The sequence below is a fragment of the Nonomuraea sp. NPDC050451 genome (genome assembly GCF_044458585.1).
Genome location: NZ_JBITHZ010000060.1, coordinates 1 through 26,895, shown reverse-complemented (window position 1 = coordinate 26,895; position 26,895 = coordinate 1). Strand labels below are relative to the sequence as shown.

General features: G+C 72.8%; 20 protein-coding genes. 11 read left to right on the top strand and 9 right to left on the bottom strand.

Features of this window, described 5'->3' with window-relative positions; translation table 11 throughout:
- The first annotated feature begins 13 nt into the window (after positions 1 to 13).
- Together ACIBI9_RS64025 and ACIBI9_RS64020 are read left to right on the top strand one after the other, a co-directional pair.
- On the top strand, positions 14 to 3,142 hold the full coding sequence (locus ACIBI9_RS64025) for an FtsX-like permease family protein (protein ID WP_397238301.1): 3,129 nt from the start codon (positions 14 to 16) through the stop codon (positions 3,140 to 3,142).
- Complete coding sequence (locus tag ACIBI9_RS64020; RefSeq protein WP_397238299.1) at positions 3,139 to 5,250, top strand: hypothetical protein; 2,112 nt, start codon at positions 3,139 to 3,141, stop codon at positions 5,248 to 5,250. The genes ACIBI9_RS64025 and ACIBI9_RS64020 overlap by 4 nt, the downstream gene beginning before the upstream one ends.
- 266 nt (positions 5,251 to 5,516) lie before the next feature.
- Here the strand turns inward: ACIBI9_RS64020 and ACIBI9_RS64015 are convergent, their stop codons facing one another.
- Together ACIBI9_RS64015 and ACIBI9_RS64010 are read right to left on the bottom strand one after the other, a co-directional pair.
- Complete coding sequence (locus tag ACIBI9_RS64015; protein ID WP_397238297.1) at positions 5,517 to 6,299, bottom strand: MBL fold metallo-hydrolase; 783 nt, start codon at positions 6,297 to 6,299, stop codon at positions 5,517 to 5,519.
- Positions 6,296 to 7,300, bottom strand: a complete 1,005-nt coding sequence (locus ACIBI9_RS64010) for a cyclic nucleotide-binding domain-containing protein (RefSeq protein ID WP_397238295.1) — start codon at positions 7,298 to 7,300, stop codon at positions 6,296 to 6,298. The genes ACIBI9_RS64015 and ACIBI9_RS64010 overlap by 4 nt, the downstream gene beginning before the upstream one ends.
- 132 nt (positions 7,301 to 7,432) lie before the next feature.
- Here ACIBI9_RS64010 and ACIBI9_RS64005 point away from each other — a divergent pair, with 132 nt between their 5' ends.
- From ACIBI9_RS64005 to ACIBI9_RS63980, 6 genes are read left to right on the top strand one after another with little or no spacing between them, the layout of a single operon-like run.
- Positions 7,433 to 8,734: an adenylate/guanylate cyclase domain-containing protein gene (locus ACIBI9_RS64005; RefSeq protein ID WP_397238293.1), complete on the top strand. Its 1,302-nt coding sequence runs from the start codon at positions 7,433 to 7,435 to the stop codon at positions 8,732 to 8,734.
- A 1-nt stretch (position 8,735) separates the two neighbouring features.
- Complete coding sequence (locus tag ACIBI9_RS64000; protein ID WP_397238291.1) at positions 8,736 to 9,446, top strand: ABC transporter ATP-binding protein; 711 nt, start codon at positions 8,736 to 8,738, stop codon at positions 9,444 to 9,446.
- Entirely contained in the window at positions 9,443 to 11,803 is a 2,361-nt protein-coding gene (locus tag ACIBI9_RS63995) for an ABC transporter permease (protein ID WP_397238289.1), read from the top strand. The genes ACIBI9_RS64000 and ACIBI9_RS63995 overlap by 4 nt, the downstream gene beginning before the upstream one ends.
- A gap of 4 nt (positions 11,804 to 11,807) precedes the next feature.
- Complete coding sequence (locus tag ACIBI9_RS63990) at positions 11,808 to 14,234, top strand: ABC transporter permease (protein ID WP_397238287.1); 2,427 nt, start codon at positions 11,808 to 11,810, stop codon at positions 14,232 to 14,234.
- Positions 14,235 to 14,237: 3 nt separating this feature from the next.
- A complete protein-coding gene (locus ACIBI9_RS63985) occupies positions 14,238 to 16,283 on the top strand; it encodes a histidine kinase (protein WP_397238285.1) in 2,046 nt (681 codons plus the stop codon).
- Positions 16,276 to 17,727 carry a phytoene desaturase family protein gene (locus ACIBI9_RS63980; RefSeq protein ID WP_397238283.1) on the top strand — a complete coding sequence of 484 codons (1,452 nt, stop codon included), beginning with the start codon at positions 16,276 to 16,278 and terminating at the stop codon, positions 17,725 to 17,727. The genes ACIBI9_RS63985 and ACIBI9_RS63980 overlap by 8 nt, the downstream gene beginning before the upstream one ends.
- Positions 17,728 to 17,744: 17 nt before the next feature.
- On the opposite strand, the gene ACIBI9_RS63975 is transcribed toward ACIBI9_RS63980, so the two are convergent.
- The 5 genes from ACIBI9_RS63975 to ACIBI9_RS63955 form a co-directional block, all read right to left on the bottom strand.
- A complete protein-coding gene (locus tag ACIBI9_RS63975; protein ID WP_364856166.1) occupies positions 17,745 to 18,101 on the bottom strand; it encodes a response regulator transcription factor in 357 nt (118 codons plus the stop codon).
- 52 nt (positions 18,102 to 18,153) lie between these two features.
- Positions 18,154 to 18,837: a response regulator gene (locus ACIBI9_RS63970; RefSeq protein ID WP_397238281.1), complete on the bottom strand. Its 684-nt coding sequence runs from the start codon at positions 18,835 to 18,837 to the stop codon at positions 18,154 to 18,156.
- A complete protein-coding gene (locus tag ACIBI9_RS63965; protein WP_397238279.1) occupies positions 18,812 to 19,489 on the bottom strand; it encodes a LuxR C-terminal-related transcriptional regulator in 678 nt (225 codons plus the stop codon). Before ACIBI9_RS63965 ends, ACIBI9_RS63970 begins: the two co-directional genes overlap by 26 nt.
- Before the next feature lie 63 nt (positions 19,490 to 19,552).
- Positions 19,553 to 20,137: an LGFP repeat-containing protein gene (locus ACIBI9_RS63960; protein ID WP_397238277.1), complete on the bottom strand. Its 585-nt coding sequence runs from the start codon at positions 20,135 to 20,137 to the stop codon at positions 19,553 to 19,555.
- 94 nt (positions 20,138 to 20,231) lie between these two features.
- Positions 20,232 to 20,513 (bottom strand): hypothetical protein, encoded by a 282-nt coding sequence (locus tag ACIBI9_RS63955; RefSeq protein ID WP_397238275.1) that lies wholly within the window; start codon positions 20,511 to 20,513, stop codon positions 20,232 to 20,234.
- Positions 20,514 to 21,776: 1,263 nt separating this feature from the next.
- Between ACIBI9_RS63955 and ACIBI9_RS63950 the strand changes: the two genes are divergently transcribed.
- Both ACIBI9_RS63950 and fxsT read left to right on the top strand, forming a co-directional pair.
- Entirely contained in the window at positions 21,777 to 21,911 is a 135-nt protein-coding gene (locus tag ACIBI9_RS63950) for a hypothetical protein (protein ID WP_397238273.1), read from the top strand.
- Entirely contained in the window at positions 21,901 to 24,105 is a 2,205-nt protein-coding gene (fxsT, locus tag ACIBI9_RS63945; RefSeq protein ID WP_397238271.1) for an FxSxx-COOH system tetratricopeptide repeat protein, read from the top strand. Before ACIBI9_RS63950 ends, fxsT begins: the two co-directional genes overlap by 11 nt.
- Here the strand turns inward: fxsT and ACIBI9_RS63940 are convergent.
- Positions 24,054 to 24,563, bottom strand: coding sequence for a recombinase family protein (locus ACIBI9_RS63940; protein WP_397238269.1), 510 nt, complete (start codon positions 24,561 to 24,563; stop codon positions 24,054 to 24,056). The two genes, fxsT and ACIBI9_RS63940, sit on opposite strands and share 52 nt — an antisense overlap.
- 475 nt (positions 24,564 to 25,038) lie before the next feature.
- Between ACIBI9_RS63940 and ACIBI9_RS63935 the strand changes: the two genes are divergently transcribed.
- Complete coding sequence (locus ACIBI9_RS63935) at positions 25,039 to 25,185, top strand: hypothetical protein (protein WP_397238267.1); 147 nt, start codon at positions 25,039 to 25,041, stop codon at positions 25,183 to 25,185.
- A gap of 292 nt (positions 25,186 to 25,477) precedes the next feature.
- Here the strand turns inward: ACIBI9_RS63935 and ltrA are convergent.
- The coding region (gene ltrA, locus ACIBI9_RS63930; protein WP_397238265.1) for a group II intron reverse transcriptase/maturase at positions 25,478 to 26,895 on the bottom strand (1,418 nt) is incomplete at its 5' end.

The following is a 26,895-nucleotide window of genomic DNA, read 5'->3' as shown; positions in this document are numbered from 1 at the left end:
TGCGCAATGGCCATTGCTGGCAGTCCTCCTGGCCGTCGCCGTGGTCGGCCCCACGCTGCTGGGGGCCTGCGCCCTCCTGCTCACCCGTACCGCCGAGGAGGCGCTGGAGACCGCCGCCTCCCGCGCCACCTCCGACCAGATCGACGTCACCGCCTACACCGTCACCATCCGGGGCGAGCACGCGAGATCCGTCGCCGACGACACCCGCGGCGTGCTGACCTCGGCCCTCGCTCCGTTCGCGGCGACGACGGCCGCGCGCGCGTCGTCCGTGATGCGGTCGCTCCCCAGCGTCGGTGTTCCGGCTGTGGCGTACCTGTCGGGGGTGGAGGATCTGTCGGCCCGCACCCAACTGGCTGCCGGACGCCTGCCGCGGGCGGGTGCCGCGCCGGCGGAGGCCGTTGTCCTGGAGAGCACCGCGCGGCAGCTCGGCCTGAATGTCGGCAGCCGGATCCGCCTCGGCGTGGAGTTGGCCGACGATCCCGACCAGGGGGTCGAGGTGAGCGTGGTCGGCGTCGTACGCCCGCCGCCGGGCACCGGCTGGGACCGTGACCCCCTCGCCGCCGCGGGGTACGACCTGGCCTATCGCGACGGCCGCTCCGCACAGCCGGTTCACGCGTACGGGCCGTTCATCGTCGACCTCGCCGACCTGCTCGGCGGCGGCTCCACCCTCGACCGGCTGGAGATCACCGCCCACCCCGACCTGTCCGCCCCCGTCGGCCGCGACCTCGACACCGTCACCCGGGCCGTGCTCGGCGCCGACCGCCGACTGGGGCAGACGCTCGGCGACCGGGTACGGATCCAGCGCGTCGCCTCCCGGTTGCCCTCGACCCTGCTCGCCGCTCACGATCAGCAGCGGGTCACCACGGCCGCCGTGCTCGCCGTCGCCGCCATCGGCCTCGTCCTGACCACGACCGCCCTCGCCCTCGCCGGTCGGCTCAGCGCCGGTGTGCGCAGCGACGAGACCGCCCTGCTGTCCGCGCTGGGCGTCGGCCGCGGTCAGCTCGCCGTCGCCGCGCTCGTCGAGGCCGGCGCGCTCGCCCTGCTCGCCACCGCGGTCGCGATCCCGGCCTCGTCCGCCCTGCACGCCGGGCTGACCCAGCTGCCGCCCATGGCCGAGGCCGGGCTGGCCATGGCTCCCGGCGTGAACGCCGTACAGGTGCTGTCCGTCGTCGGCGGTGCGCTGGCGCTGGCGGTGGTGCTCGTCGTGCCCTCGCTGCGGACCTCCTCCGGAGGTGTCCGCGGTCGGCGGGAGCTGCTCGCCCGGTCCGGCGCCGACCTGCTGCTCGTGGCGCTCGCCGCCGTCGGCTGGTGGCAGTTGCGCGATCAGCCGACCGGTTCGGGGTCTCCCGTCGACGCCGTACGGGTGCTCGCTCCCGCGCTGCTGCTCATCGCCGGATCCGCGGTGGCGTTGCGGCTGGTGTGGCCCGCGTTGCGCGCTGTGGAACGGCTGGCTCGGCGGGCTCGCGGGCTGGTGGTTCCGCTGGCCGCGTTCGAAGCCGCCCGCAGGCCGCAGGCGGTCGCGGCGGGACTGCTGATCGGGCTGGGCTGCGCGGCGGCTACGTACGGGGTCGGGTTCGACGCCACGTGGCAGCGTTCCCAGCAGGACCAGGCCGATCTGTCCGTCGGCACCGATCTCGCGCTCACCCTCACCGCACCGCCCACCGCAGGGCAGGGCGCGGTGGTCGGCACGGCCACCGGGGGAGAGGTGAGCCCGGCCACCGATCGGGGCATCGCGGTCGGGCAGTGGCTCGGTGGCGCCGGTGACCCGCCACGGCTGATCGCCGTGGACACCACTCGTGCCGAGGCGCTGCTGCGCGGGCGGCTGAACGACGGTCGCACCTGGAACGCTGTGGGCGCCGGCCTCGCGCCGCCGACCCGCGCCGCCGGTCTTCCCGTCCCGGCCGGAGCCGGGCTCTCCCTGGTTGGGAACGCGACCGGTACGACGCCGCTCACCGTGACGCCCCGGCTGCTGTTCCAGGATGCGACGGGGCTGCGTAACCCTTGCACCGGTGAACCCATCCCGCTCGACGGCAAAGCGCATCCGCTGCCGGACTGCGCGACGGCCGAAGGGCTCCGGCTGGTCGCGGTGTCCCTCCCGTTCGCGATCGCGACGGGGAACGTGGGCACCGGCCACTCCGATGCCCTGGCGGATTTCCCGGCGGGGGACAGCCGCGTCGCCGTGACGCTCACCGTGCCGGGAACAGCCTCTGGGGCGTTGCCCTGGACCGCCACCTCAGCCGGGCCGGCCCCGGGGCAGCTCGGCGATCCGGCCGTCGCCCTGACCGGCACCTCCGCGGGCACCGAGCTGAGGATGACGACGACCGTCGCGCTGAAGGGCCCGCCGGACGCCGCCAGGAACCTGGTCGCCACCGCTTTCCCGGCCCCGGGACCGGTACCCGTCGCCGTCTCCGCCCGCATCGCCGACGAGGTGGGCGCCCGGCGCGGCTCCCGGCTCGACCTCACCGTCGGCCTCACCCCCGTACAGGTCAGCGTGGCCGAGGTGCTGCCGGCCGTACCGTCCGCTCCGGGCGCCGCGGCCATCCTGGCCGACTTCGACGCCCTCTCCCGCGCGCTCGCCGTCAGCGGCAACTTCGACGTGCCCGTGGACGCGTGGTGGGTCGGGCATCCCACCAAAGGCGGTGCGGCCGATCTCCGCCTCGGCAGCGTCACCACGCGCGCGTCCGAGACCGCCCGGCTCACCGGCGGCCCGCTGCGGGCCGGGCTGCCGGCCGTGCTCCGGCTGCTCGTACCGGCCGCGGTGCTGATGATGATCGCCGGGATCGTCCTGCACGTGACGTTCGATCTGCGGGCCCGCGCGATCGAGGTGGCGCGCCTGCGGGGTCTGGGGATGACCCGGCGAGAGATCCGTACCGTGCTGCTCGGCCAGCACGTCGGCATCCTGCTGCCGCTGCTCGCGGCGGGCGCGGTCGTCGGCGCGCTGGCCACCCACGTCGTCGCGCCTCTGCTCGTCCGCTCCGACACCGGCGCCGCGCCCGTTCCCGAGGTTCTGCCCGTCTGGCCGTGGGCTGCCGAGGCCGTCCTGCTCGCCGGGCTGCTGGCCGGGTGCGCGCTGGCCGTGAGCGCGGTGGTCGTCGTCCAGGCCCGGCGTGCCGATGCCGCCTACCTGCGGGTGGCGTCGTGAGGATCCCGGCACCGCACTGGCCCAGCGTCGTCGGCCGCGCCCGCGCGGACGCCGGGCCGTTGCTCCTGGCCGCCGTCGTGGTGGCGGTCGTCACGCTGCTTGCCGGCGCGATGCCGCCGATGTTGTCCGCGACCGCCGACGCCGCCGTACGGGACGCGGTACGCAGGACCGGCAGCGACCTCCAGGTCCACGCCCGCATGGAAGCCGACGACGGGCCGGGCGGCAGCCGCGTCCGGCATCCCCGCCTCGCCGAGGACGTCGACGACTTCCGAGCCAGGGCGACGGACGAACTCGGCCCCGGCCTGCGCGCCTCCCTGCGTCCACCCGTCTCCACTGTCACCAGCCCCACCCTCAAGATCACCGATGGCAGCGTGCTGCGTACGTTCCAGCTCGCCTATTTGGCCCGCGGCGGCGGGCCCGACGTGACCTGGATCGTGGGCGGCCCGCCCCGGCCCACCGCCTCCGAGACGGCGGAGGTTCCCTACGGCGCGCCGCCGTGGCCGGTGCAGGTGGGCCTGTCGGAGGCGGACGCCGCCGCTCTCCAGCTCCGTCCCGGCGCCCGCATCCCGCTGGCCGACGACCAGGGGAACGTCAAGACGGTCCAGGTCAGCGGCATCTTCCGGCCTCGTGACAGCGCCGATCCCGCCTGGCGGCTCCTCCCCGCGCTGCTGGGTCCCGTCGCCGGCGCGGACGGCGCGGGCACCACCCGGTTCGCCGGGCTCCTGTCACGCGACTCGCTGCCCGACGCCCGGCTCGCCTTCGGCCAGGACGAGTTGCGGCGTACCGTCTGGTTCACGCCCGACCCCACCCGGCTCACCTGGGACGCGGTCCCCTCGATTGCCGCGAAGGTGGTCGCGCTCAAGGCGGCCTCCGGCTCCTCCGGCGCCCGGGACGGCTCGCTGAAGTGGGAGACGCGGCTCGACGGGGTGTTGCGGGACGTGAGCTCCCAGGTGGGCGCCGCGTCCGCGCAAGCGTCCATCCTGCTCACCGCCCTGCTCGCCGTCGCGGCCCTGGTCCTGCTGCTCGCCGCCGACCTGCTGGTACACCGCCGCGCCCCTGCCCTGGCCGCCGCCCGGCAGCGAGGGATGTCGCTGCCGGTGATCGGTGGCGAGCTGCTGCTCGAGTCCGCCGTGATGGCGCTGCTGGCCGCGGCGGCCGGGCTCGGCCTGGCCCGGGCCGTCGCGCCGGGGATCTCCTGGGAGTGGATGGCTCCCGTGGTGGTCACCGCCGTCGCCGCCGGACCGGCGTTCGGCACGCTCGCCGCCGCCCGCGCCATCCGGGATCGCCGCGTCCCGGCGAACCGGAGTGCGCGGCGGTGGCTGCGCAACACCGTACGACTGCGGCGGGCCGCTCTTGAGACCGGGGCGCTGGCGGCCGCGGCCGGCGCCATCGTCGCTCTGTACCAGCGTGGAATCGGTGGCGGGGTGCTGCCCGCGAGCACGCCAGCCCTCGGCGCGCTCGCAGGCGCGCTCGTGCTGGCGCGGGCGCTGCCCCTCGGGACGCGCTTCGTGCTCAAACGGCTCCTGCGGTCGCGGCGGCCGCTGGCGGTGTTCGGGGCCGCGAGGGCGGCGGCGGCCTCGGCCCGGGTGCTACCACTGCTGGTGCTCGTGACCTCCGCGGCCTTGGCCTCGTACGCGCTCACCCTTGGTGCCGCTGTCGGCCACGGGACTGCGGATGGGCCGCTGGCCTCGGGGCTGCTGCGGTTGGCGTGGGTCTCGGCCGTGACCCTGCCGGCCCTGGGCCTGCTGGGACTCGCTCTCGGCGCGGCGGCCGGCGCGCCGGAGCGGTGGCAGACCCTGACCCGGCTGCGCACCCTCGGGCTGCGGCCCCGCGAGGCCCACTGGGTCGCCGCGGGAGAACTGCTGCCGGTGGTGGTGGTCGCCGCTGTGGGCGGTCCGCTACTCGGGGTGCTGCTCGCCCGCCTGACGTTCGGCTCGCTCGCCCTGCACCTGCTCACCCGCGCCGATCCGGTCCTGGCGCTGCCGTGGTGGGGGCTCGGTCTGGTGGCGGTCGTGTTCCTGGTGGCGGTCGCCGTCGTGGTGCCCGTCGAGTCGGCGCTACGCCGTCGCCGACGGTTGAGCGAGGTGCTCCGCGCGGGCGACAGCTGAGTTGTTCGAGTCCTGCCGGTTGGACGAGCGGCAGGTGGCCCGTCTGGAGCACGCGTTGGACGCCGGGCCGGCCGCCCACGGATGGGGTGAGGACCAGCGCTGGACCCTGGCGCGGGACCAGGACGCGTGGATCAGCTTCGACGCCCTCGCCCAGCTCGACCGTCCGGAAGCGCTGACCGAACTCGGCTCACCGTGTACCGCTTCAAAAGTCATCGCAGGGCCCACCTCACCACCCCGGCCTCGGGGGACCGGCCTGGGCTGCCGTGTCAGATCGTGAGAATGTCGCCCTCGCGGGCGAACTCCACCTCGCGGTACTCCTTGGCCAGGATGTCCAGTTCGTCGTCCGTACGGCTCGGGGCATGGTGGGTGAGCACCAGGCGGCGGGCGCCGCAGCGGGCCGCGAACGCCAGCGCGTCGGGGACCGTGGCGTGGCCGTAGGCGTCGGCGAGCGCCTGTTCGGCCGGGCGGAACTGACCGTCGTGCAGGAGCACGTCCACCCCGGCGGCCAGGTCTTCGGCCGCCGGGCTGCCGAGCTGGGGACTGTGGTCGGGCAGGTACGCCAGCGACCTCCCGCCGCCCTCGACCCGGATCCCATGGGCCGTGCCGCCCTTGTGCACGATCTCGGCCACCCGCACCTCGTACCCCTCCATCGGGCCGCCGGCCGAGCACAGGAACCGCCAGCGGCCGTGCAGCCCGGCAGGGGTGATGGGGAAGTAGGGAGGCGACATGAGCCGGGTCAGCACGGCCAGCGGATCGGGGGCGGGCAGGTACAGGTCCACCCGTGAGTCCGGGTGGTCGAGCGGAGGGCAGAAGGGCAGACCCTGCACGTGGTCCCAGTGCAGGTGGGTCAGGATGATCGAGCCTTCGTAGGCCCGCCCGGCCAGCAGCGCGGGCAGCCCGCGCAGGCCCGTGCCCGCGTCGAGGACCAGGCGGGGCACGTCGGAGTCGTCGGGCAGTACGGCGACACAGCTCGTGTGGCCGCCGTATCTGACGAAGCCCGCGCCGGGAGCCGGCGTCGAGCCTCGCACGCCGAGGAGAGCGACCCTCACCGAACCTCCGAGAGATCTTCGCGGTGGTGGCCTTCGGCCAGGCGGAACAGGGCCTCGATGGCGATGAGGTCAGCCGGGGCCTCGGCCACCCGGATGGGGGTGAGCGCGGTGAGCGTGGCCGTGCGCCGACCTCCCTCCAGGACTGCGCGCTCGCCGAGGATCGCGCCGGGGCCCAGCTCGGGCAGCGGCCGGCCATCCACGTCTATGCCGATGACGCCGTCGAGCAGCAGGAACAGCGACGAGCCCGGGTCGCCCTGGCGCATCAGCACCTCACCTTCCTTCAGCGAGCGGATCCGTGGCCTGACGCCGCCGCGCATGATCATGGAGGACATCTCCCGCTCCAGCGCGGTCTCGGCCGCGGTGACCAGGACGAGGGAGTCCTCCGTCCCCCACGGCGTGTGCTCGGGGCCCTGCTGGGCGGCCCACCTGGCGAAGTCGGTCACGCCCGCCTTGAGCGTGAGCCTCTCGTCCGCGCCGTACACCCAGTGTCGGGGGAAGGGGCTCGCGCCGTCGAGAGACAGTTCGGCCCGGCCGTCGGCGTGCAGCGTCAGCGACAGCGTCGTCCACACCAGCGGCGACTGCAGCCGCAGGTAGGGAGGGCGGGAGACGCGGCGCGGGAACGGCAGCGCGGTCCTGCCGCCCGCGCTCTGCGTGAAGCGCACCCAGCCGTCTCCCGTCTCGGGCTCCGGCCGCAGGTCGGGCAGGCTGAAGGCGGCGAACGTCACCCCGAGCGGACCCAGCCGCACCGTGGTGGAGCCCATGATCAGGCCACCGCCGCTGCCGTAGCGGACGAGCCGGTCGCCGTCGAACTCGGCCCACGCCGTCAGCCGGTTGGCGAACCTGAAGCCACCCGCCGCGCGCAGCGCCTCGAGGTCGCCGACGACGTCGGGCGGCGGGTCGTCGTAGTGCGTGATGCCCATCGTGAACGCGGGCTTGGTGTACCCCTTGACCGCCTCCGACGGGATCCACGAGAGCGAAGTCACGTGCGATTCGATTCTCATGACCACACCCTGCGCGCGCGCCGCCCGACGGGCGAGGGCGGCACCCTGCGGAATCGAGGGGGTGCCAGCACCCCCAACCCGTCGTCCTGACACCCTGGCCGCAAGGGAACGCGCCATTGTCTAATCCACCTTGTGGATCGCATCACGGTGGTGCTCGCGGACGACAATCTGATCGTCCGCGAAGGCGTGCGCGCCCTTCTGCTGCGTGACGCCGCTCTCGACGTGGCCGGCCTCGCCGCCGACTACGACGAGCTCGTCGAGCGCGCTGTACGGCTGCGCCCCCAGGTGATCGTCACCGACATCAGGATGCCTCCCACCTTCCAGGACGAGGGCATCGAGGCGGCCCGCGAGGTACGCAAGCGGCTGCCGGGCACCGGGGTCGTGGTGCTCAGCCAGTACGACGATCCCGAATACGCCATCAGGCTGCTCGAAGGGGGCGCCGCCGGATACGCGTACCTGCTGAAGGACCGGGTCGGCGACGCAGGACTGCTCGGCAGGGCCATCAAGGAGGTGGCCGCCGGCGGGTCGCTGATCGACCCCTCGCTCGTACGGGAGCTGATCGAGCCCGCCCGCGACGAGGGCGAGCTGTCGCCTCCGGAGGAGGAGCTGCTGCGGCAGGTGGCCGAGGGCCGCCCGGTCAAGGCCATCGCGGTGTCGCTCGGCCGCCCGCCCGAGTCCGTCAACGCCGCCGTCGAGCAGCTCTTCCTCGACCTGGCCAAGGGCGCCTCCGCCGGTCGGCAGGGCGCGCTGCGGCGGCTGCGGATGCTGCACACCGCGATCCTGCGCCGCGAGGAGCAGGGCGAGACGCTGTCCAGGCTGCTGCCGAACGGCCTGGCCGACAAACTGCGCCGAGACCGCGGCGCGTTCGGCAGGACGGAGCGGCTGGACGTCACCGTCCTGATGTCGGACGTCCGCGGCTACTCCGGCATCGCCGAGGCCACCGACCCGGCCGTGCTCGCCGTCCAGCTCAACGCGCACCGGCGGGCCATGAACGCGGCCGTCGTCGGCGCCGGGGGCACCGTCATGCAGTACGTCGGGGACGCCGTCATGGCGGTCTTCGGCGCCCCCGACCCGTCGGACGGTCACGCCGGGCAGGCGGTGCGCGCCGCCTGCGACATGCACGCCCGCCAGCGCGAGCTGGACGCCGAATGGTCCCCGCGCGGTCTGGCTCCGTTCGATCTCGGGATCGGCCTGTCAACGGGCGACGTAGCGGCGGCCCTACTCGGAAGCGATGAACGAGTGGAGTACACCCTCGTCGGAGACACCGTGAACCTCGCGCAGCGCATGCAGGACCTCGCCCGGCCGGCCGGCACCGTGGCCGCGGAGTCGACTGTGCGCGCCGGCGGCGACGGCTGGTCCTGGCGCCCGCTCGGCCCGCGGACCGTCAAGGGCCGCGCCAATCCCGTGAACGCTTACCACCTGGAGGGGAACTGATATGTCCTCCTTGGAGACCGACGTCCCGGTCGGCGACCTCGCCACCGCGCCCGCCGTACGCATCCGCGGGGCCCGCAGGACCTTCGCCGCCGAGCTCGCGCCCGTCCGCGCGCTGCGCGGCGTCGACCTCGACATCCAGCAGGGTGAGTTCGTGGCGGTGATGGGCCCGTCGGGATGCGGCAAGTCGACCCTGCTGAACGTGATCGCCGGCCTCGACACCGTGGACGAGGGCGGCATCGAGGTCGCGGGGGAGCGGATCGACGGCCGCGACGAGGACTGGCTGGCCCGTTTCCGCCGCCACCACATCGGCTTCGTGTTCCAGTTCTTCAACCTGCTCGACGGCGTCTCGTCGCTGGACAACCTGGTCATGCCGGGCGTGCTGGCCGGCCGGAAGCGGCGGGCCGCGGAGAGCCGCGCCCGTGACCTGCTCGACCTGCTGGGTCTCGGCGACCGCGCCCAGCAGGTGCCCGCGGTGCTCTCCGGCGGCCAGCGCCAGCGCCTGGCCATCGCCAGGGCCCTGGTCAACGAGCCGACGCTGCTGCTGGCCGACGAGCCGACCGGCGCGCTGGACAGCGAGGGCGGCCTGGAGGTGCTGGAGCTGTTCCGCCGCCTGCACGAGGACGGGCAGACCATCGTCATGGTCACGCACTCCGCCGACGTCGCGGCCGGCGCCGGCCGGACAGTGCTGATGCGCGACGGCAGGGTCTCGTGACGCGGCTCTGGCTGCAGCTGGAGTTACGCCGCCGGTGGAGGTCGCTGGCGGTGCTCGGCCTGCTGGTGGCGCTGGCCGCAGGCATGGTGCTCGCCTCGGTGGCGGGCGCCCGCCGCGGCGCCGCCACGGTGGACCGCCTGCTGGCGCGTACGCTGCCCGCCACGGTCGCCGCCCTCCCGAACGACCCGGACTTCGACTGGGACCTGGTGCGCGCGCTGCCCGAGGTCGCCGCGGTGGGCGAGATCGCCGTCGCCCCCTTCTTCGTCGAGGAGCTGCCGGACTACTACGGCTACCTGCCGCCACGCGGCCCCGAGACCTACCGGACCATCGAGAAACCCGTCGTGCTGGAGGGCCGCCTGCCCGACCCGGCCAGGGCCGACGAGGTGGCCGTCACCGCCCTGTCCCCCCTGGACGTCGGCGACCGGATCACACTGCGCCTGATGACCCCCGGCGAGGCCGAGGCCCCCGACTTCGACGGCGACCCGCACGGCCCGGTCATCCCCGCCCGCGTCGTCGGCGTCGCCCGCGGCCCCTGGTACGGCGACAAGCTCAGTGGGCAGGGCGAGGTCCTGGTGTCGCCCGCCCTGTTCGGCGACCATCCGGCGAACTTCATCGGCACCCACAAGACGTACGGCATCGTGAACGCCCTGGTCCGGCTCAAGCGCGGCGACGCGGACCTGGCGAGCTTCCAGGCCGGGCTGGCGAAAGTGACCGGCAGGAGCGACATCGAGCTGATGAACCTGGAGGACGACGCCGCGCACGCCAGGAAGGTCGTGCGCTTCGAGAGCGGGGCGCTGCTGGCCTTCGCCCTGGCCGTGCTGGTGGCGGCGCTCGTGCTCGTCGGCCAGTCCGTCTCCAGATACGTCGCGGCCGGGCTCGGCGACCTGCAGGCCCTGCGGGCCTCCGGCCTCACCCCGAGGCAGGCGCTCGCCCTGGCCGTGGCCGCGCCCACGCTCGTCTCCGTGGCCGGCACGCTCCTCGGGGCCGCCGGCGCGGCGGCGGCCTCGCCCTGGATGCCGGTCGGCATGGCCGCCCTGTACGAGCCGTCGCCGGGATTCGACCTCGACTGGCCGGTCCTGCTGGCCGGTTGCGCCGCCGTGCCGCTGCTGGTGCTCGCGGGAGCCCTCGCGAGCGGCTGGTTCGCGCGCCGCGCCGGACGGGACGACGCACCCGTCAGGCGCTCGGCCGTGGCGCTCGCCGCCGCGCGGGCCGGGCTGCCGCTGCCCCTGCTCGTCGGGGCGCGCTTCGCCCTGGAGCCCGGCCACGGCAACGGCCGCGTCCCCGTACGGCCGGCGCTGCTCGGCTCGGTCGTCGGCGTGCTCGGCGTGCTGGCCGCCTTCACCTTCTCCGCCGGGGTCTCCGACGCGGCCGGCCACCCCGAGCGGTTCGGCATGACGCACCGGATCATGGCCTACCTGGGCGAGGGCGGCACCGAGTTCGGCCAGGCAGGACCCGTCCTGGCCGCCCTCGCGAAGGACCCGGACGTCACCCACGTCATGGAGACGTACGTGGGCGTGCTGAACTCCCCGCGGACGTCGGTGACCGTGTACTCCCGCCCGGAAGGCACGGACTTCCCGGCCGTTCTGGACAGGGGACGGCTGCCCGAACGCCCCGACGAGGTGGCGCTCGCGGTGACCTCGGCGAAAGAGCTGGGCGTGGACGTCGGCGGCACGGTCACGCTGTCGGGTGTCACGCTCAAGGTCACCGGCGTGGGATTCGTCATCGCCGGTTCGCACAACAACTACGACGACGGCGGCTGGCTCACCCGCGAGGGCTTCCGCAGGTCCTTCGGCGACACGTCCAAATACCATCTCGCCGTCGTCTCGGTGCGCCCCGGCACGGACCTGCAGCAGTTCACCGGCCGCTTCCGGGAGTCGATCGGCGCGCTTCCCGGCGCCGGGAAGATCGTCGCCGAGCCGGGTCAGCCGCCCGAGGAGTCCACCGAGGTGCGGAACCTGCTGGTGCTGCCCGCCCTGCTCGGCACGTTCCTCATCGCGCTCGCCGCCGGCGCCGTCGGGCACGCGCTGGCCACCGCCGTACGGCGCAGGCGGCACGAGCTGGCGGTGCTGCGGGCCCTCGGCATGACCAGGGCCCAGACCAGGGTCGTGGTCGTCACCCAGGCCACGCTGCTCGCGATGATCGGGCTGGCCTTCGGGGTGCCCCTGGGACTGGCGCTCGGCCGTACGCTCTGGCGGATCGTGGCCGACCAGACGCCGCTGTTCTACCAGCCCCCCGATGCGCTGCCCGCGTTGCTGCTCATCGGCCCCGCCGCTCTCCTCGGCGTCAACCTGCTGGCCGTCTGGCCGGGACGGCAGGCCGCCCGGGTGAACGTCGGCCACGTCCTGCGTACGGAGTGATCGCGTGATATCGACCTGGCTCCGCCTGGAGCTGCGCCGCCGCTGGCGGTCGCTGCTCGTCCTGGCCCTCCTGGTGGCGTTCGCCGGCGGCACCGTGCTGGCCTCGCTGGCCGGGGCGCGGCGCGGCGACACCGCGATCGACCGGCTGGCCGCGCGCACCCTGCCGCTCACCATCGTCGTGCTGCCCAACCAACCCGGCTTCGACTGGGCGGCCGTGGCGGCGCTGCCCGAGGTGGAGACGCTGACGCAGTTCCCGGTGTCCGGGTTCGGCGTCGCGGGCATCCCCAACTCCGCCCAGATCTCCGCCTTCCCGCCCGCCGACGGCAACGTCCTGAACACCATCGAGCGGCCCGTGGTCATCGAAGGACGCATGGCCGACCCCGCCAGGGCGGACGAGGTGATGGTCACCTCCCAGTTCCTGACGGCCTATCACAAGAAGGTCGGCGACAGGCTCACGCTGGAGCTGATGTCCGGGGAACAGGCGTCCAGCGACGACTACGACCCCGCGACCGAGCCCATGAAGGGCCCCCGCGTCCCGGCGACGATCGTCGGCGTCATCCGGTCGCCCTGGTTCTCCGACAAGATCGTCGGCGACAGGGGAGTCGTCGTGCCCACGCCGGGCCTGTACGCCGCGTACAAGGAGAACATCCTCGGCCCCAACGGCTACGTCAACGCGATGGTACGGCTGAAGGACGGCAGGGCGGGCCTGGAGGCGTTCCGCCGCGACCTGGCCGTGGTCAGTAAGCGCAGCGACATCGACATCTGGGACTGGGAGCTGAAGTGGGTGACACCGGCCCGCAACCTGAATCACTTCGAAGCCGCCTCGCTGCTGGCCTTCGGCCTGGCCGCGCTGGCCGCCGCCATCGTGCTCGTCGGCCAGTCGATCGCCCGCTACACGGCGGCGACCATGGTGGACCTGCGGTTGCTGCGGGCGGTCGGAATGACGCCACGGCAGGCCGTCGGGGCCGCGTCCGCCGGCCCGTTCCTCGCCGCGCTCGCCGGGAGCACGCTCGCGGTCGTGGCCGCCGCGGTCGCCTCGATCTGGATGCCCATCGGCGCCGCCGCCTTGTACGAGCCCGAGCCCGGGTTCGACATCGACTGGCTGGTCCTCGGCGGCGGCTGGCTGTTCATCCCGCTGCTGGTCCTCGCGGGCACCGCCGCCGCCGCGGCGCTGCTCCGGCGCACCGGCGAGCACAGCGGCCGGCGCTCGGCCGTGGCAATGGCCGCGAGCCGGGCGGGCCTGCCGGTGCCGTTCGTCGTCGGGGCGAGGTTCGCGCTGGAACCCGGCCGGGGCCGCGGCGCCGTCCCGGTACGGCCCGCGCTGTTCGGCGCAATCGCCGGGGTGTTCGGCGTGCTGGCCGCGTTCACCTTCTCCGCCGGGGTCAACGACGCCGCCGAACATCCGATCAGGTTCGGCCAGGCATACCAGCTCGAAACGTTCCTCGGGTTGAACGGCCAGGAGTTCGTCCCGGTCGACAAGGTGCTGGCGGAGGTGGCCAAGGACCCCGACGTCATCGGCGTGAACGACGGCAAGATTGCGGTCGCCGAGTCGCCACCGGCAGGCGCCGCAGGCGAGCCAGGAGTGTCCGTCACCGCGTACACGTTCCGTCCGGTCGGCCGCCCCATCGACGTGCTCATGCTCGACGGGCGCCTGCCGTCGTCGGCGGAGGAGATCGCGCTCGCGCCGGTCAGCGCCTCGCAGTTCGGCGTCAAGGTCGGCGACCGGGTGACGCTCGGCGGCGGGCAGAAGACGACCCGGCTCACCGTCACCGGCATCTCGTTCCTGCCGATGGGCCCGCACAACGACTACAGCGACGGCGCCTGGGTCACCCCGGCCGGGTACGACGCGCTGTTCGGCGGCGCCCACTATCCCTTCAAGTTCCACGTCGCCGAGGTCGCACTGCGGCCGGGGGCCGATCTGGAGAAGGTCAGGGCCAGGCTGACGGCCGTGGCCGCCAAGGCCGCGGGACGGCCCGGCGTGGCGTTCACCGACCCGCTGGAGATCCAGCAGGTACGGCAGATCCGCGACGTGCAGGCTCTGCCCCTGCTGCTGGCGGGCTTCCTCGCCCTGCTGGCCCTCGGCGCGGTCGGCCACGCACTGGCCACCGCGGTGCGGCGCAGGCGTCACGAGGTCGCCGTGCTTCGGGCGCTGGGCATGACCCGCTGGCAGGCCAGGTGGGCCGTCGTCACCCAGGCCACGCTGCTCGCGTCGGCCGGGCTGGCCTTCGGCGTCCCGCTCGGGCTCGCGGTCGGGCGCACGCTGTGGCGCGTGGTCGCCGACATCATGCCGCTGGCGTACGTGCCGCCGGTCGCCGTCTGGGCGCTGCTCCTGGTCGGCCCGCTGACGCTGCTGCTGGCCAACCTCCTCGCGGCCTGGCCGGGCAGGATGGCCGGCCAGTTGCGCATCGGTCACGTCCTGCGGGCGGAGTGAGCCATGACCCACACCCTCGTCCCGCCGATCGGCACGCTGGCGCTCGGGACCGTCGCGGCGGCCGTCGCCGCGGGCACCGGACTCGACGCGTACGCGGTCGCCTCCGTCGTGCTCGGCGTGGCCTGGGCGGGGGCCGCCGCCGCGGCGCTCTTCGCCGACCGGCCGCTGCTCGCGCGCACGGCCGGGCTGGTCCTGGCCGCGCAGATCGCCGCCACCGTGTGGCCCCGGGTCGCGCCGGTGGCGGTGGTGGCCTGGCTGGTGTGCGCCCTCAGCCTGCCCGAGGGCCTGATCGGGTCGTGGCCGCGCCGCATCACCGCCACCGCCGGCCTGGCCGTCGCCGCCGCGTGGGCGATCTGGCTGCCGGTCACGACGGGCGGGGTCATCGCGTGGATCGCCGCGGCGGGGACGGCGGCGCTGATCGGCGTGCTGGTCCGCTGCCCGCGCGCCCCCGCCACCCACCGCCGCGTGCTGCAGTGGGTGGGGGCCGCGGCCGTGGTGACCGCCGCCGCGGACGCCGTCCTGATCGCGCTGAACCTGCTGCTCGGCATGCCCGGCGACGGCACGCTGCTGCCGTGGCTGCTGGCCGCCATGGTGGTGCTGCCCGCCGGCCTGATGCTGGCCCAGATCCCGGCCGTGTCCAGGCTCGCCGAGCGGGCCCTGGTCGAGGCGGTGGTCGTCGCCGGGTTGGGCCTGCTCGTGGTCGCCGTCTATCTGGTCGTCGTGATCGGCCTCGGCCACGAGCCGGTGGGCGCCGAGCACGACGTGCTGCTCGCGAGCGTGATGGCCGCGCTGATCGCCGTCGTGCTCGCGCTGCCGCTGCGCTTCCGGCTCGTCTCGGTCGGCCAGTCCATGCTGGGCCGGCGCGGCCGTACCCCCGAGGAGGCCCTGGCCTCGTTCGGCGCGCGGATGAGCCGCGCGGTGCCCTTCGACGAGCTGCTGCTGCAGCTCGTCGAGTCGCTGCGCGCCACCCTCGGCCCCCAGGGCGCGGAGGTGTGGGTGGGGACGGCGGGGCTGCTGCACCTCACGTCCAGCGTCCCCGAGCGCCCCGAGGCGCAGATCACGCTCAACGACAGCGAACGCCTCGTCGTGGGCCGCACCAGGATCGGCGGCAACGCCTGGCTGACGGTATGGCTGCCCGCCCTGCTCGACGGGTATCCCGCCGGCTCCCTCATCCGGGTCGCGCCCGCCGCCCACCTCGGTGAGCTGCTCGGCCTGCTCGTCGTACGGCGGCCGCCCGAGGGCGTCGAGTTCACCGACGAGGACGACCGGGTGCTGATCGAGCTGGCCCGCCAGGTCGGCCTGGCCCTGCACAACATGCGGCTGGACAACGCCCTGCAGGCGTCCCTGGAGGAGCTGCGCCAGCGCAACGAGGAGCTCCAGGCGTCCCGCCTGCGCATCGTCACCGCCGCCGACGCCTCGCGCCGGGCCATCGAGCGTGACCTGCACGACGGCGCCCAGCAGCACCTGGTCGCGCTGTCGGTGAAGCTCGGCCTGGTCAGGGAGATCATCAAGGACGACCCAGGGATGGCCGCCGAACTGCTCGAAGAGCTGCGTACCGACGTGCAGAACGCCAACGCCGCCTTCCGCGAGCTCGCGCACGGCATCTACCCGCCGCTGCTGCGCAACCACGGCCTCGGCGAGGCGCTGCGCTCGGTCACCCGGCGGGTCGCGCTGCCGTACCAGGTCAACGTGGAGCTGCCGCGGCGTTACCCGGAGCAGGTCGAGGCCGCCGTGTACTTCTGCTGCCTGGAGGCCGTCCAGAACGCGGGCAAGTACGCGGGAGCGGGCGCCACCATCGAGGTGAGCATCCAGGCGGAGAAGGGCAGGCTCAGCTTCGCGGTGATCGACGACGGCGTCGGCTTCGACGCCCACGGGAACGAGGGCCACGGATTCGTGAACATGGCAGACCGGCTGGGCGCGATCGGCGGCGTGTTGCGCGTGGAGTCCGCGCCGGGCGCGGGCACGGCCGTGCGCGGCGACATCCCCATCCCCGACACGCCCGTTTCTGGGCCCGCCGTGTCGCGGGCGGTGGGAGACGGCGGTGAGTAGGGCTGATGGGTTCGACGCGGTGGTGGTCGGTTCGGGGCCGAACGGCCTGGTCGCGGCCGTGACACTGGCGGAGGCCGGGCGTCGCGTGCTCCTTCTGGAGGCGGCGGGCCGCTTCGGCGGCGGCCTGCGTACCGAGGAGCTCACCCTGCCCGGCTTCCGCCACGACGTGTGCGCCACGGTCCTCGCCCTGGCCGTCGCCAGCCCGGCCTTCCGCGGCCTGCACCTCGACCGGCCTGGCGCCGACCCGGGCACCGGGCGGGCAGGTGTCGAGTGGGCGCACGCGCCCGTCGCGGCGGCCCATCCGCTGGACGGGCAGCCCGCCGTGGTCGTCCACCGCGACCTGGAGCGGACGGCCCGGGAACTGGGCAAGGACGCGGCGGCCTGGCGGGCCACCGTCGGCGCCGCCGTCCGCGCCGGCGACCCGCTCGTGGACACGTTTCTCGCGCCGCTGTCACCGCCGCGCGCGCCGCTGGCCGCGGCCAGGTTCGGCGCCGCGGCCGCCCTGCCCGCGGCCGTGCTCGGTCGTACGCTCTTCCGCACCGAACGCGGACGGGCCGTGCTCGCGGGCATGGCCGCGCACTCCATGCTCGACCTGCGCTCCCCGATCACCTCCGGGTACGGGCTGCTGCTGGCCGTCCTGGCACACCACGTCGGCTGGCCGATGGCCGCAGGCGGCTCCCAGACGGTGGCCGACGCGCTGGTCGCCAGGCTCGTGGCGAACGGCGGCGAGGTCGTCAGCGGGCACCCCGTACAGGACCTGAAGGAGCTGCCACCAGCCAGGTCGGTGCTGCTCGACCTCACGCCGCGCCAGGTCCTGGACGTCGCGGGCGACCGGCTGCCGCCCCGCTACCGGCGCCGTCTGTCCCGTTTCCGCTACGGCCCCGGCGTCTTCAAGCTCGACTGGGCGCTGTCGGGCCCGGTGCCGTGGCGTGACCCGTCCGTCGGCCTGGCGGGGACCGTCCACCTGGGCGGAACGCTTGAGGAGATCATGCTGAGCGAGGCCGAGGTGGCCGCCGGGCGGCACCCGGCCCGGCCGTACGTGCTGCTCACGCAGCCGACCGTGGCCGACCCCACGCGCGCGCCCGAGGGGCGGCACGTGCTGTGGGCCTACTGCCACGTGCCCAACGGCTCCGCCCGGGACATGACGGACGCCATCGAGGCACAGATCGAACGTTTCGCGCCCGGCTTCCGCGACCTCGTGCTCGCCCGCCACGCCCTCGGCCCCGCCGCGCTCCAGGCCCGCAACGCCAACCTGGTCGGCGGGGACATCGGCGGCGGCGAGGCGTCGCTCGCGCAGTTCGCCCGCCGTCCCCGCTACTCACCGCACCCGTGGGCCACGCCGGTTCCCGGGCTGTACATCTGCTCGTCGAGCACGCCACCCGGCGGGGGCGTGCACGGCATGGGCGGCCTGCAGGCGGCCCGGCTGGCCCTGCGCCGCGACTGACCGCTCAGCAGGGCAGGTCAGGAGAGGGCGCGCAGGGCCGCGGGGGTGAGGTCGTCCTTGCGGATGTACGTGAGCGCGCCGCACGTGCGCGCGTCGGGAGGCAGGTCGTCGGCCGCGTACGTCGACAGCAGAACGATCTTCGTCTCCGGCGCCCGCGCCAGGATCCTCCGGGTGGCCTCGATCCCGCTGATGCCCGGCAGGTTGATGTCCATCAGGATCATCGTGGGCCGCTCGAGCGCCGCCTGGTCGTAGGCCTCCTCGCCGGTCGTGGCCTCGCCGACCACGCGCCAGCCTGGCAGCAGCCGGACGAGCGTCCTGGCCACCGAGCGGAAGGTCGCCTGGTCGTCAACGATGAGGACGTCGACCCCTGTCATGTCTCCAGCGTCCTCCTTTCCGGCCTGCCTCCCAAGGGAGGGACCACTACAGTCAGCGGGTGCTAGCATCCCCCGACCGCGCGGACAGGTAGAGCAGCACCGCCATCACCCGCCGGTTCGTGTCGGGCTCGGGGCCCAGCCCCAGCTTGGCGAAGAGCGCGTTGATGTGCTTCTCCACGGCCCGCTCCGTGAGGAACAGCGCGGCCCCGACCGCGGCGTTGCTCTTGCCCTGCGCGATGTGGGCCAGCACGTCGCGCTCGCGGCCGGTCAGCGTCGCCAGCGGTGAGGAGCGCGCGTGGATCGAGTCGGCCACCAGGGCCTCCACGACGGCCGGGTCGATGACCGAGCCGCCTGCCGCCACCGCCCGCACCGCCTCGACCAGCGACCGAGGGTCGCTGACCCGCTCCTTCAGCAGGTACGCCCGTCCGGCACTGCCGCCCGCCAGCAGCGGCGTGGCGTAGGCGGGCTCGGCATACTGCGACAGCACCACCACGCCCACCCCGGGGTGACTGCTCCGCAGCCGGATCGCGGCGGCGATCCCTTCGTCGGCGAAGCCGGGCGGCATCCTGATGTCGGTCACCACGACGTCGGGGCCGTGCTCGTCCACGGCGGACAGCAGCTCGGGCAGGTCCGCGCAGGCCGCCACGACCCGGAAGTCCTCCTGCAGGTCGAGCAGCCGGCGGACGCCCTCTCTGACCAGCAGGGAGTCCTCAGCGATCACGATTCGCACGGACATCGGCGCCCTCCATGCGCAGCCAGGTGAGCACCGCGAGCACCCGCCGGTTGTCCTCGGCCGCCGGGCTCAGGCCGAGCTTGGTCAGCACCGCGGCGATGTGCGCCTCGACCGTCTTGGTGCCCAGGAACAGCGTACGGGCGATGGCCGCGTTGGACCTGCCCTCCGCCATGAGCCGAAGCACGTCGCGCTCGCGGTCGGTGAGCCTGCCCAGCGTCGTCTCCTCGTGACGCTGCTGCAGCAGAATGCCCACGATCTCCGGGTCGACCACCGCGCCGCCGGAGGCCACCCGCTCCAGCGCGGAACGCAGCGCCGCGGCGTCGTCCACCCGGTCCTTGAGCAGATAGCCGACCCCGCGCGGGCTCGCGTCGAGCAGGCGGGCGGCGTAGGCGCCCTCCGCGTACGTCGACAGCACGAGCACGCCCAGCTCCGGGTACCGCTCCCGCACCTCGATCGCCGCGGCCAGGCCCTCGTCGGTGAACGTCGGCGGCATCCGCACGTCGAGGATCGCCGCGTCCACCCGATGCGCGCCCAGCTCCGCCCACAGCTCCGTGACGTCACGCGCCTGGGCCGCCACCTCGACTCCCACCGCGCCGAGCAGCAGCGCCAACCCTCTTCGGAAGAGGGCCGAATCATCACAGATCACTACCCGCATGCGATCGAGTCTGACAGCACGAAGGCCCGGCCGCCCAGGGCTGCCGGACCTCGCGACCGAACCTCACGCGTTGACGGACACGGGGATGGTGTACCCCTGACGGCAGGTGTCGCCGGTGAGCTTGTCGTCGCAGCCCTGGATCCAGAAGGTGTACGTCGCGTGGTAGCCCGCGCTGTTGGTCACCCCGGCCGGAGGGTAGCCGGTGATCTTGCCCGCGGTGCGGGAGGAGGTGCGCACGGTGACGTCGTGGCCGGGGAAGCCGATCAGGCCGATGTTGGGGCTGGCCGTCCAGTGGATGCGCCAGTAGTCGTAGTTGAACGGGCTCGTCGGCCCCCAGCGGAACACCGCCTTGCCGTTCGACTCGTACGCCGCGACGATCATGTTCGTGCCCTGGTCCGGGGAGAAGGCCACCTGGCCGCCTTCGAAGCGCTGCTTGCGCCCGTTCTGGTTGGGCAGGCTGTACTCCTTGCCGGTGGGGCAGCCGAGAGGGCCGTTCCCGGCGCCCAGCGAGCGCCAGTAGTCGCCGATCAGCCCGTACGGCTGGATCGCGCACGTGCCGGCCTGTGCGGGAGCGGCGGCGGCGAGCCCGGAGGCCACGGTGGCGGCGAAGGTGACGGCGGCGGCCAGGGTGCGGGTCGAGCGGTTCATGGTGAGCTCCTGGAGAGGTTGTGATCTCGTTTCCGATGGCTCAACCATGCGCCCCGCAGCAGGTCCGCCACATCGTGGCAAACCCGGCGACGGTCTAAGGGTTATCCCTCTTGCGATTACCGCTCGCCGCTCCAGACTTCGAGCACGCCGGGCCGCCCACCACGATCGAGCCGAACAACGTGCTACCGGCCCACCTCGTCTCGGTCCGGCGCCATGCCTCAAGGAACGAGCCGGAGCACGCTCGTACGGATCCGCCCATCTCCCGCAGTTCCAGGAGTCGCCGGCGGGTGGCGGCGCCCAGCAGGGCGGAGCAGATGCCCCAGCCGCCGATGGCGAGCACGGCGGCGATCGGCCCGAGCATCGCCAGGGAGGGCATGAGCAAGATGAAGACGTACAGGCCCGTGATGAGGGGGGTGAAGCGGCCGATTTCCGGTTGTCGGCCAGGCAGGCGTGCGGATCGTCGGCTGGTGGCCGGTTGGGGTCCAGTCCCAGATGCTGTCGGGCGGTCGGGGACAGGCAGAAGGCGGCCAGCCGCCAGGCTTCGGCGAGGGTGGCTTTGCCGCTGCGGTGGATGGAGATCATCAGGCAGACGAGCACCGCCCGGATCGGCACTCCCGCCGGTCCGGGGCGTGGGCCGAGCTCGTGGTGACGGCTGCGGCCGTCATTGCCCCCACCGCGCTCACCCCATCCATCGCGGCTACTTATCTCCACACGTGCCTGCCGCCCGAGCCCCGCTACGACTGGGACCCGACCCTGGCAGCCATCCGCTCGGGATCGGCTCCAGCACTGGCCTCGGTGACCGCCACCCCGCTGGGGTGTACTGGTGCTGCTCGGCATGAGCATGTTCGTCGGCGGGCTGATATTTGGGCGTCACCACGCGTGGTTGGCCTGCATGATCACCCTCTTGACCCAACGCCGCCTACCTCGCAGGTTGATCCCGTTTCTAGATGACATGCACCGCCTCGGGCTGCTGCGGACCGTAGGCCCGCTCTACCAGTTCCGCCACGCCAGCCTCCCCGCACACGGTCAGGTCGTAGCCGCGATTGCCAGCTTGCACTCCGCTCCCGCCGAGCGGGGACGAGAGGGCCTCCGGCACTGAGGACCGGACTTTGACAGCAAGCAGGTAGTCCGAGGCGAGCTCGGATTCGCTATCGCAGATAGTGAGCCATTATCTGCGGTAACGGGGCCTTGCCCGTCCCCGATGCCCTCGATGAGTCCTGGTCGACCTGGCGCGGTAGGCAATGCGGTCGCGTCGCCGAGCTTTAGTGACTTCGGGTGATTATCTGCGGTTCTGGGGGTGGGGCGGCCAGGGCCGGTTCTACCGTGGAGGCCGTACGTCGGCCGTGAGGGGTCAGCTTGGATCCGATCGTTTTAGCCGCGGGCACCGCGCTGGTGACCGCCATGGCCACCGACGCCTGGCAGTCGGTCCGCGATGGTGTGGTCACGCTGTGGCGCAGGGGCCGCCCCGAGCAGGCAGAGGCCGTCGAGGCGGAGCTGGCCGAGGTCCGCGAGCAGGTGCTCCAGGACCGCCGGGACGGCGACGCCGACACTGAGCAGGCCCTGACTGGGTCCAGGCAGCTGCGGCTGCAGCAGCTGCTGCGCGCCGATCCTTCCCCTCGCTGCGGAGATCAAACAGGTGGTGGAGGAGGTGCTCACCCCGGCGCTGGAGCCGGCCGATCAGGAGCGGGTCGGTTCGCTGGTGCTGAAGGCGAGTGCGAGCGGGCACGGCCGGGTCTACCAGGCCGGCCGAGACCAGATCATCCATGAGCGATGACCCGCGCACCTCGATAGAGGGCCGCGCCTCCGGGCACGGCCGGGTGTATCAGGCCGGGCGTGACCTGATCATCCATGAGACGGTGCCGACCGCGCGGCCGGTTGAGCAGGTGGCCGCCTCGCCGCGGACGGTGAACCTCCCGCACGTCGGGCTGTTCGTCGGGCGCGACGAGGAGTTGGCCGCGCTGGAGGCGGCGCTGGAGCGCGGTGGCGAGGTGGTGGTGGCCGCGGTGCACGGGCTGGGCGGGGTGGGCAAGTCCACCCTGGCCGCCCGCTACGCCCGCGCCCAGGCCACGGTCTGTAATCCGGTGTGGTGGATCACCGCCGACAGCCCGACCGCGGTGCAGGCCGGCCTGGCCGCGCTGGCCGCCGCGCTGGAGCCGGAGCTGGCTGCGGCGCTGCCGCTGGAGGTGCTGGCCGAGCGAGTGTGTACCTGGCTGGCCGCTCATGACGGGTGGCTGCTGGTTTTGGACGATGTCACCGATCCGGCCGATGTGGCGCCGCTGCTGGGCCGGACGTTGTCCGGGCGGGTGCTGGTGACCAGCCGGCTCGGCCAGGGCTGGCACCGCCTGGGTGCCCAGGTGCTGCAGCTGGATGTGCTGCCCGAGAGCGACGCGGTCGACCTGCTCACTCAGACTGCCACCCCCGGCCAGAGGGCGGACGGTCTGGAGGGCGCCCCGGAGCTGGTGCGGGAGCTGGGCTGCCTGCCGCTGGCGATCGAGCAGGCGGGCGCGTACCTGTACCAGACCCGGCTAGCCCCGGGCGGCTACCTGCAGCTGTTGCGAGAGTATCCGGCGTTGATGCACGACCGGGCCGCCCGCGGCGCCGCCGCCGAACGCACCATCGCCCGCATCTGGCGGCTCACCCTCGCCCGCCTGGCCGACACCCCGCTGGCCGGTGACCTGTTGCGCATCCTGGCCTGGTACGGCGCCGAGCCGATCCCCCGCACCCTGCTGGACGGTCTGGCAGTCGGCCCGCCGCAGGTGCAGCACGCGCTGGGTGAGCTGGCCGCCTACAACATGATCACCTTCGACGGCCAGACGGTCACGGTGCATCGGCTGGTCCAGGCCGTTGCCCGTACTGCCGACCCGGACGATCCCCATCGCCGCGCTGCCGACATCGACACCGCCCGTGGTCACGCCACCAGCCTGCTTGACGATGCCGTGCCCGTATCGTGGGAGGATCCGGCTGGGTGGCCGACTTGGCGGGCCCTGCTGCCGCACGTCGAGGCCCTGGTCAGTCACACAACCCCAGATGCAGACACCGCCACCATCGCCCGCCTGCTCAACCTGACCGGCCTTTTCCTCAACGATCAGGGGGCCATCGCCCGTGCGATCGCATCCTTAGAACGCGCGCGCACGGTGTATGAGCGGGTGCTGGGCGCCGACCACCCCGACACCCTGACCTCCCGCAACAACCTCGCCGCCGTCCACTACGCGGCGGGGGATCTGGGCCGGGCCATCCCCGTGTACGAGGCCACGCTGGCCGACCGCGAGCGGGTGCTGGGCGCCGACCACCCCGACACTCTGTCCTCCCGCAACAACCTCGCCGCCACCTATCAGGCGGCGGGGGATCTGGGCCGGGCCATCCCCCTGTACGAGGCGACACTGACCGACTGTGAGCGGGTGCTGGGTGTCGACCACCCCTCCACCTTGAAATCCCGCAGCAACCTCGCCTACGCCTATCAGGCGGCGGGGGATCTGGGCCGGGCCATCCCCCTGTACGAGGCGACACTGACCGCCTGCGAGCAGGTGCTGGGCGCCGACCATCCTGCCACCCTGACCTTCCGCAGCAACCTCGGCGCCGCCTACGCATTGGCGGGGGATCTGGGCCGGGCTGTCCCGCTGTTGGAGGCGACGCTGGCCGATCGGGAGCGGGTGCTGGGCGCCGACCACCCCTCCGCCCTGAAATCCCGCAGCAACCTCGCGGGCGCCTATCAGGCGGCGGGAGATCTGGGCCGGGCCATCCCCCTGTACGAACAGACGCTGGCCGACCGCGAGCGGGTGCTGGGCGCCGACCACCCCGACACTCTGGACTCCCTTAACCACCTCGCCTACGCCTACGGGTTGGCGGGGGATCTGGGCCGGGCCATCCCCCTGTACGAACAGACGCTGGCCGACTGCGAGCGGGTGCTGGGTCCAGATCATCCGGTGACGAAGGTTGTGCAGGCCAACCTGGCGGCGGCGTGTGAGTAGGCCGTGGCACGGGTGTGGAGGATCCTACGTCGGCGGCTGCTGCTCGCCGGTGAGTTCGCGTCGGCCGTGTTCGCGGAGCTGCCGTAGGTCAGGGAGGTGGTTGTAGAGCGTGCCTGGGCTGACGTGTTGAGCAGGTTGGCGATCGAGGTGATCGAGTTGTCGGGGTTGGGCAGCATGTCGCGGGCGGCGCGCAGCAGCTCGGGGGCGACGACGGTGGGGCGGTCCTCGGTGCGGCCGCGCGCTTTGACGGCGGCCAGGCCGTCGCGGGTGCCGGCGACGATGAGCTCGCGGATGAACTCGGCCAACGCGGCGAAGACATGGAAGATCAGACGCCCGCCCGGAGTGGTGGTGTCGAGGTTCTCGTGCAGCGAGGTGAAGCCGATCTCGCGCTTGCGCAGCTCGCCGACCATGGTGATGAGGTCGGCCAGAGAGCGGCCGTAGCGGTCCAGGGAGGGCACGACGAGGGTGTCGCCTGCGGTGAGGAAGGCATGGCGCGCCGGCCCAGCGGCCCTGGCGGTAAGGCAGAGCGTATGGACACCGCCTTGCCCGGCCTGGCCGACGAAGGCCACGCCGACCTGGTGCGCGACACCCTGACCACGCTGCTGACGATCATGCGGACCTCGCCGCCGTCCGTGACCAGCTCGGCGACGCGCGTGCTCAGCTCACTGTCGCCCAGGCCGCTGAGCGCAGTGCCCGGCAGCAAGCCGAGGCCGCCGAGGCCAGGGCCGGCGAGTTGCCGCAGACCCTGGCGAGATCGAATTCTCTCCGCTTGTCACTGGGCGAAATCCGAGGCATCCCATACCGCACTGCTCCTGGCGCCTGCCCAACATTCGCAACGCACTGGCCTGGTCCGCCTAGCGGCAACACCACCGCTCCCACCCCCTACTAAGAACCAAACTGGGGAGGAACAAATGGGGGACAACCACGTCTACGGTGAACTCCGCCGCTGACGGCCACCCGTTCGACGGCTGGCCCGAAGTCCAGGGAGGCGGCACCACCAACACCGCACTCGCCGCCGCATCGCTGGGCAACCGGCTCTACGTCATCGGCAAGGGCGTGAAGGTTCTGGCTCGCGTGTAGGCGTACGTGTGAGGTGACCAGTTGACGTCCTGGCGGCGAGTCGTTGATCGATTCGCCAGGAGCGCGACAGAAACAGCGACATCAACTGTGGCACGTCACAATCGGGGCGCGCGCCATGACCGTCCAGCATCAACGGGGCAGGTCACGACACAAGATCAACCCGGTTTGGGGCGTGGTTGGGTCGGGTCGGAGCGCGGTGCTGACCTTGCGATCAGCCCGTTTCCCCGACCCGCCCGCCGAACCCGACGTGCACGTCTCCATGCACCGGGCTCTCCACGTGTCTTGCCCGGGGTCAACCGCCAGCAACGGCGGTTGCCGGTCGCGGTGTCCACGGCGTCGGAATCTTGGCTCCGCGATAGCGGTAGCGGCTCACTTTGACGCTGGACGCGCCGGTGAACTCGACGCCGTTGCAGGCCAGTTTCCAGGTACCGGGTAGGCAGAACCGGCGGCGTAGCTGTTGCCAGCTGACCCGGGAGTGCTTGTGGAAGATCCAGCCGACGATGCGATGCCACGCGTGGTTATCGATCGCGCCGAAGATCGCCTTGGACACTCCGTGCCGGAAGTAGTTCGCCCATCCGCGCAGCATCCGGTTCAAGCTGATCAACAGCTCATCCCGGCGCATGTCCTGGTAGGCCCTGCGTGTTCGGTCTTTCACCTTGTCCTTGATCGCTTGGATCGCTCTCTTGGACGGTTTGGTGTAGACGTAGTACTTCTGCGTTCCTCGTTTGCGCTGCCTTCTGATGTGGAAGCCGAGGAAGTCGAAGCCCTCATCGATATGGACGACGCGGGTCTTGGCTGGTGACAGCCGCAACCCCAGCGGGGCGAGCAGGCCTGTTACCTCCTGGCGCAGAGCCTCGGCATGGTGGCGTTCGCCCGATACGACCACCACGAAGTCGTCGGCGTATCGGATGAGCCGCCAGTTGCCCAGGCCGTTCCTTCTGCGCCGGGCCCGCCGCTTGTCGGTCCGCATCTCCTGTTGCCATTGCTGGTCGAAGTGCTCGTCCAGCGCGGATAAGGCGATGTTGGCCAGCAGCGGGGACAGGACGCCGCCCTGGGGTGTTCCGGCCGGTGTCGCTTCCCAATCTCCGATGGTCGTCATGACCCCGGACTTCAGGAACGCCTTCACCAGCGTATTCACGCGCTTGTCGGAGATCCTTGCCCGCAGCCGGGTCATCAACGCCGTGTGATCGATCTCATCGAAACAGGCGTGGATGTCGGCCTCCAGGATCCAGTGGTACTTGTTGGAGCCCGAGGACACATGGTGAATCTCGGCGACGGCGTCGTGCGCTCGCCGGTTAGGGCGAAACCCATACGAGGACGGCCGAAAGTCCGCCTCGAAGATGGGCTCCAGCACCGCCTTGAGGCTGGCCTGGACCACTCGGTCGGCGATGGTGGGGATGCCCAGCTTGCGCAGCTTGCCGCCCGCTTTGGGAATCATCACCTGCCGCACCTCGGCAGGCTCGTACTCGCCCGACTTCAGCCAGGTGCGAATCTGCGCCAGGAACGCCTCGACCCCGATCCGGGTCTCGACCTGGGACGTTGTGACCCGGTCGCTTCCCGGAGTTCGTCCTCCGGCGTTGGAGGACACGCGCTCCCACGCGTGCATCAAGAACGCCGGGTCATAGACGAGGTTGAACAGGTCACCGAAGCGGCGGTTAGGGGCTTCGACCGCCCACCGGTGCAACTTGATCTGCATCCTCCGTACCGCCA

Bases quoted from the DNA above. Each gene is read 5' to 3' on its own strand.
- fxsT (WP_397238271.1), top strand. From the start codon at position 21,901: ATGAGCGATGACCCGCGCACCTCGATAGAGGGCCGCGCCTCCGGGCAC.
- ACIBI9_RS63970 (WP_397238281.1), bottom strand. From the start codon at position 18,837: ATGTCCGTGCGAATCGTGATCGCTGAGGACTCCCTGCTGGTCAGAGAG.
- ACIBI9_RS63955 (WP_397238275.1), bottom strand. From the start codon at position 20,513: ATGCCCTCCCTGGCGATGCTCGGGCCGATCGCCGCCGTGCTCGCCATC.
- ACIBI9_RS63960 (WP_397238277.1), bottom strand. From the start codon at position 20,137: ATGAACCGCTCGACCCGCACCCTGGCCGCCGCCGTCACCTTCGCCGCC.
- ACIBI9_RS63975 (WP_364856166.1), bottom strand. From the start codon at position 18,101: ATGACAGGGGTCGACGTCCTCATCGTTGACGACCAGGCGACCTTCCGC.
- ACIBI9_RS63985 (WP_397238285.1), top strand. From the start codon at position 14,238: ATGACCCACACCCTCGTCCCGCCGATCGGCACGCTGGCGCTCGGGACC.
- ACIBI9_RS63965 (WP_397238279.1), bottom strand. From the start codon at position 19,489: ATGCGGGTAGTGATCTGTGATGATTCGGCCCTCTTCCGAAGAGGGTTG.
- ACIBI9_RS64010 (WP_397238295.1), bottom strand. From the start codon at position 7,300: ATGAGAATCGAATCGCACGTGACTTCGCTCTCGTGGATCCCGTCGGAG.
- ACIBI9_RS64000 (WP_397238291.1), top strand. From the start codon at position 8,736: ATGTCCTCCTTGGAGACCGACGTCCCGGTCGGCGACCTCGCCACCGCG.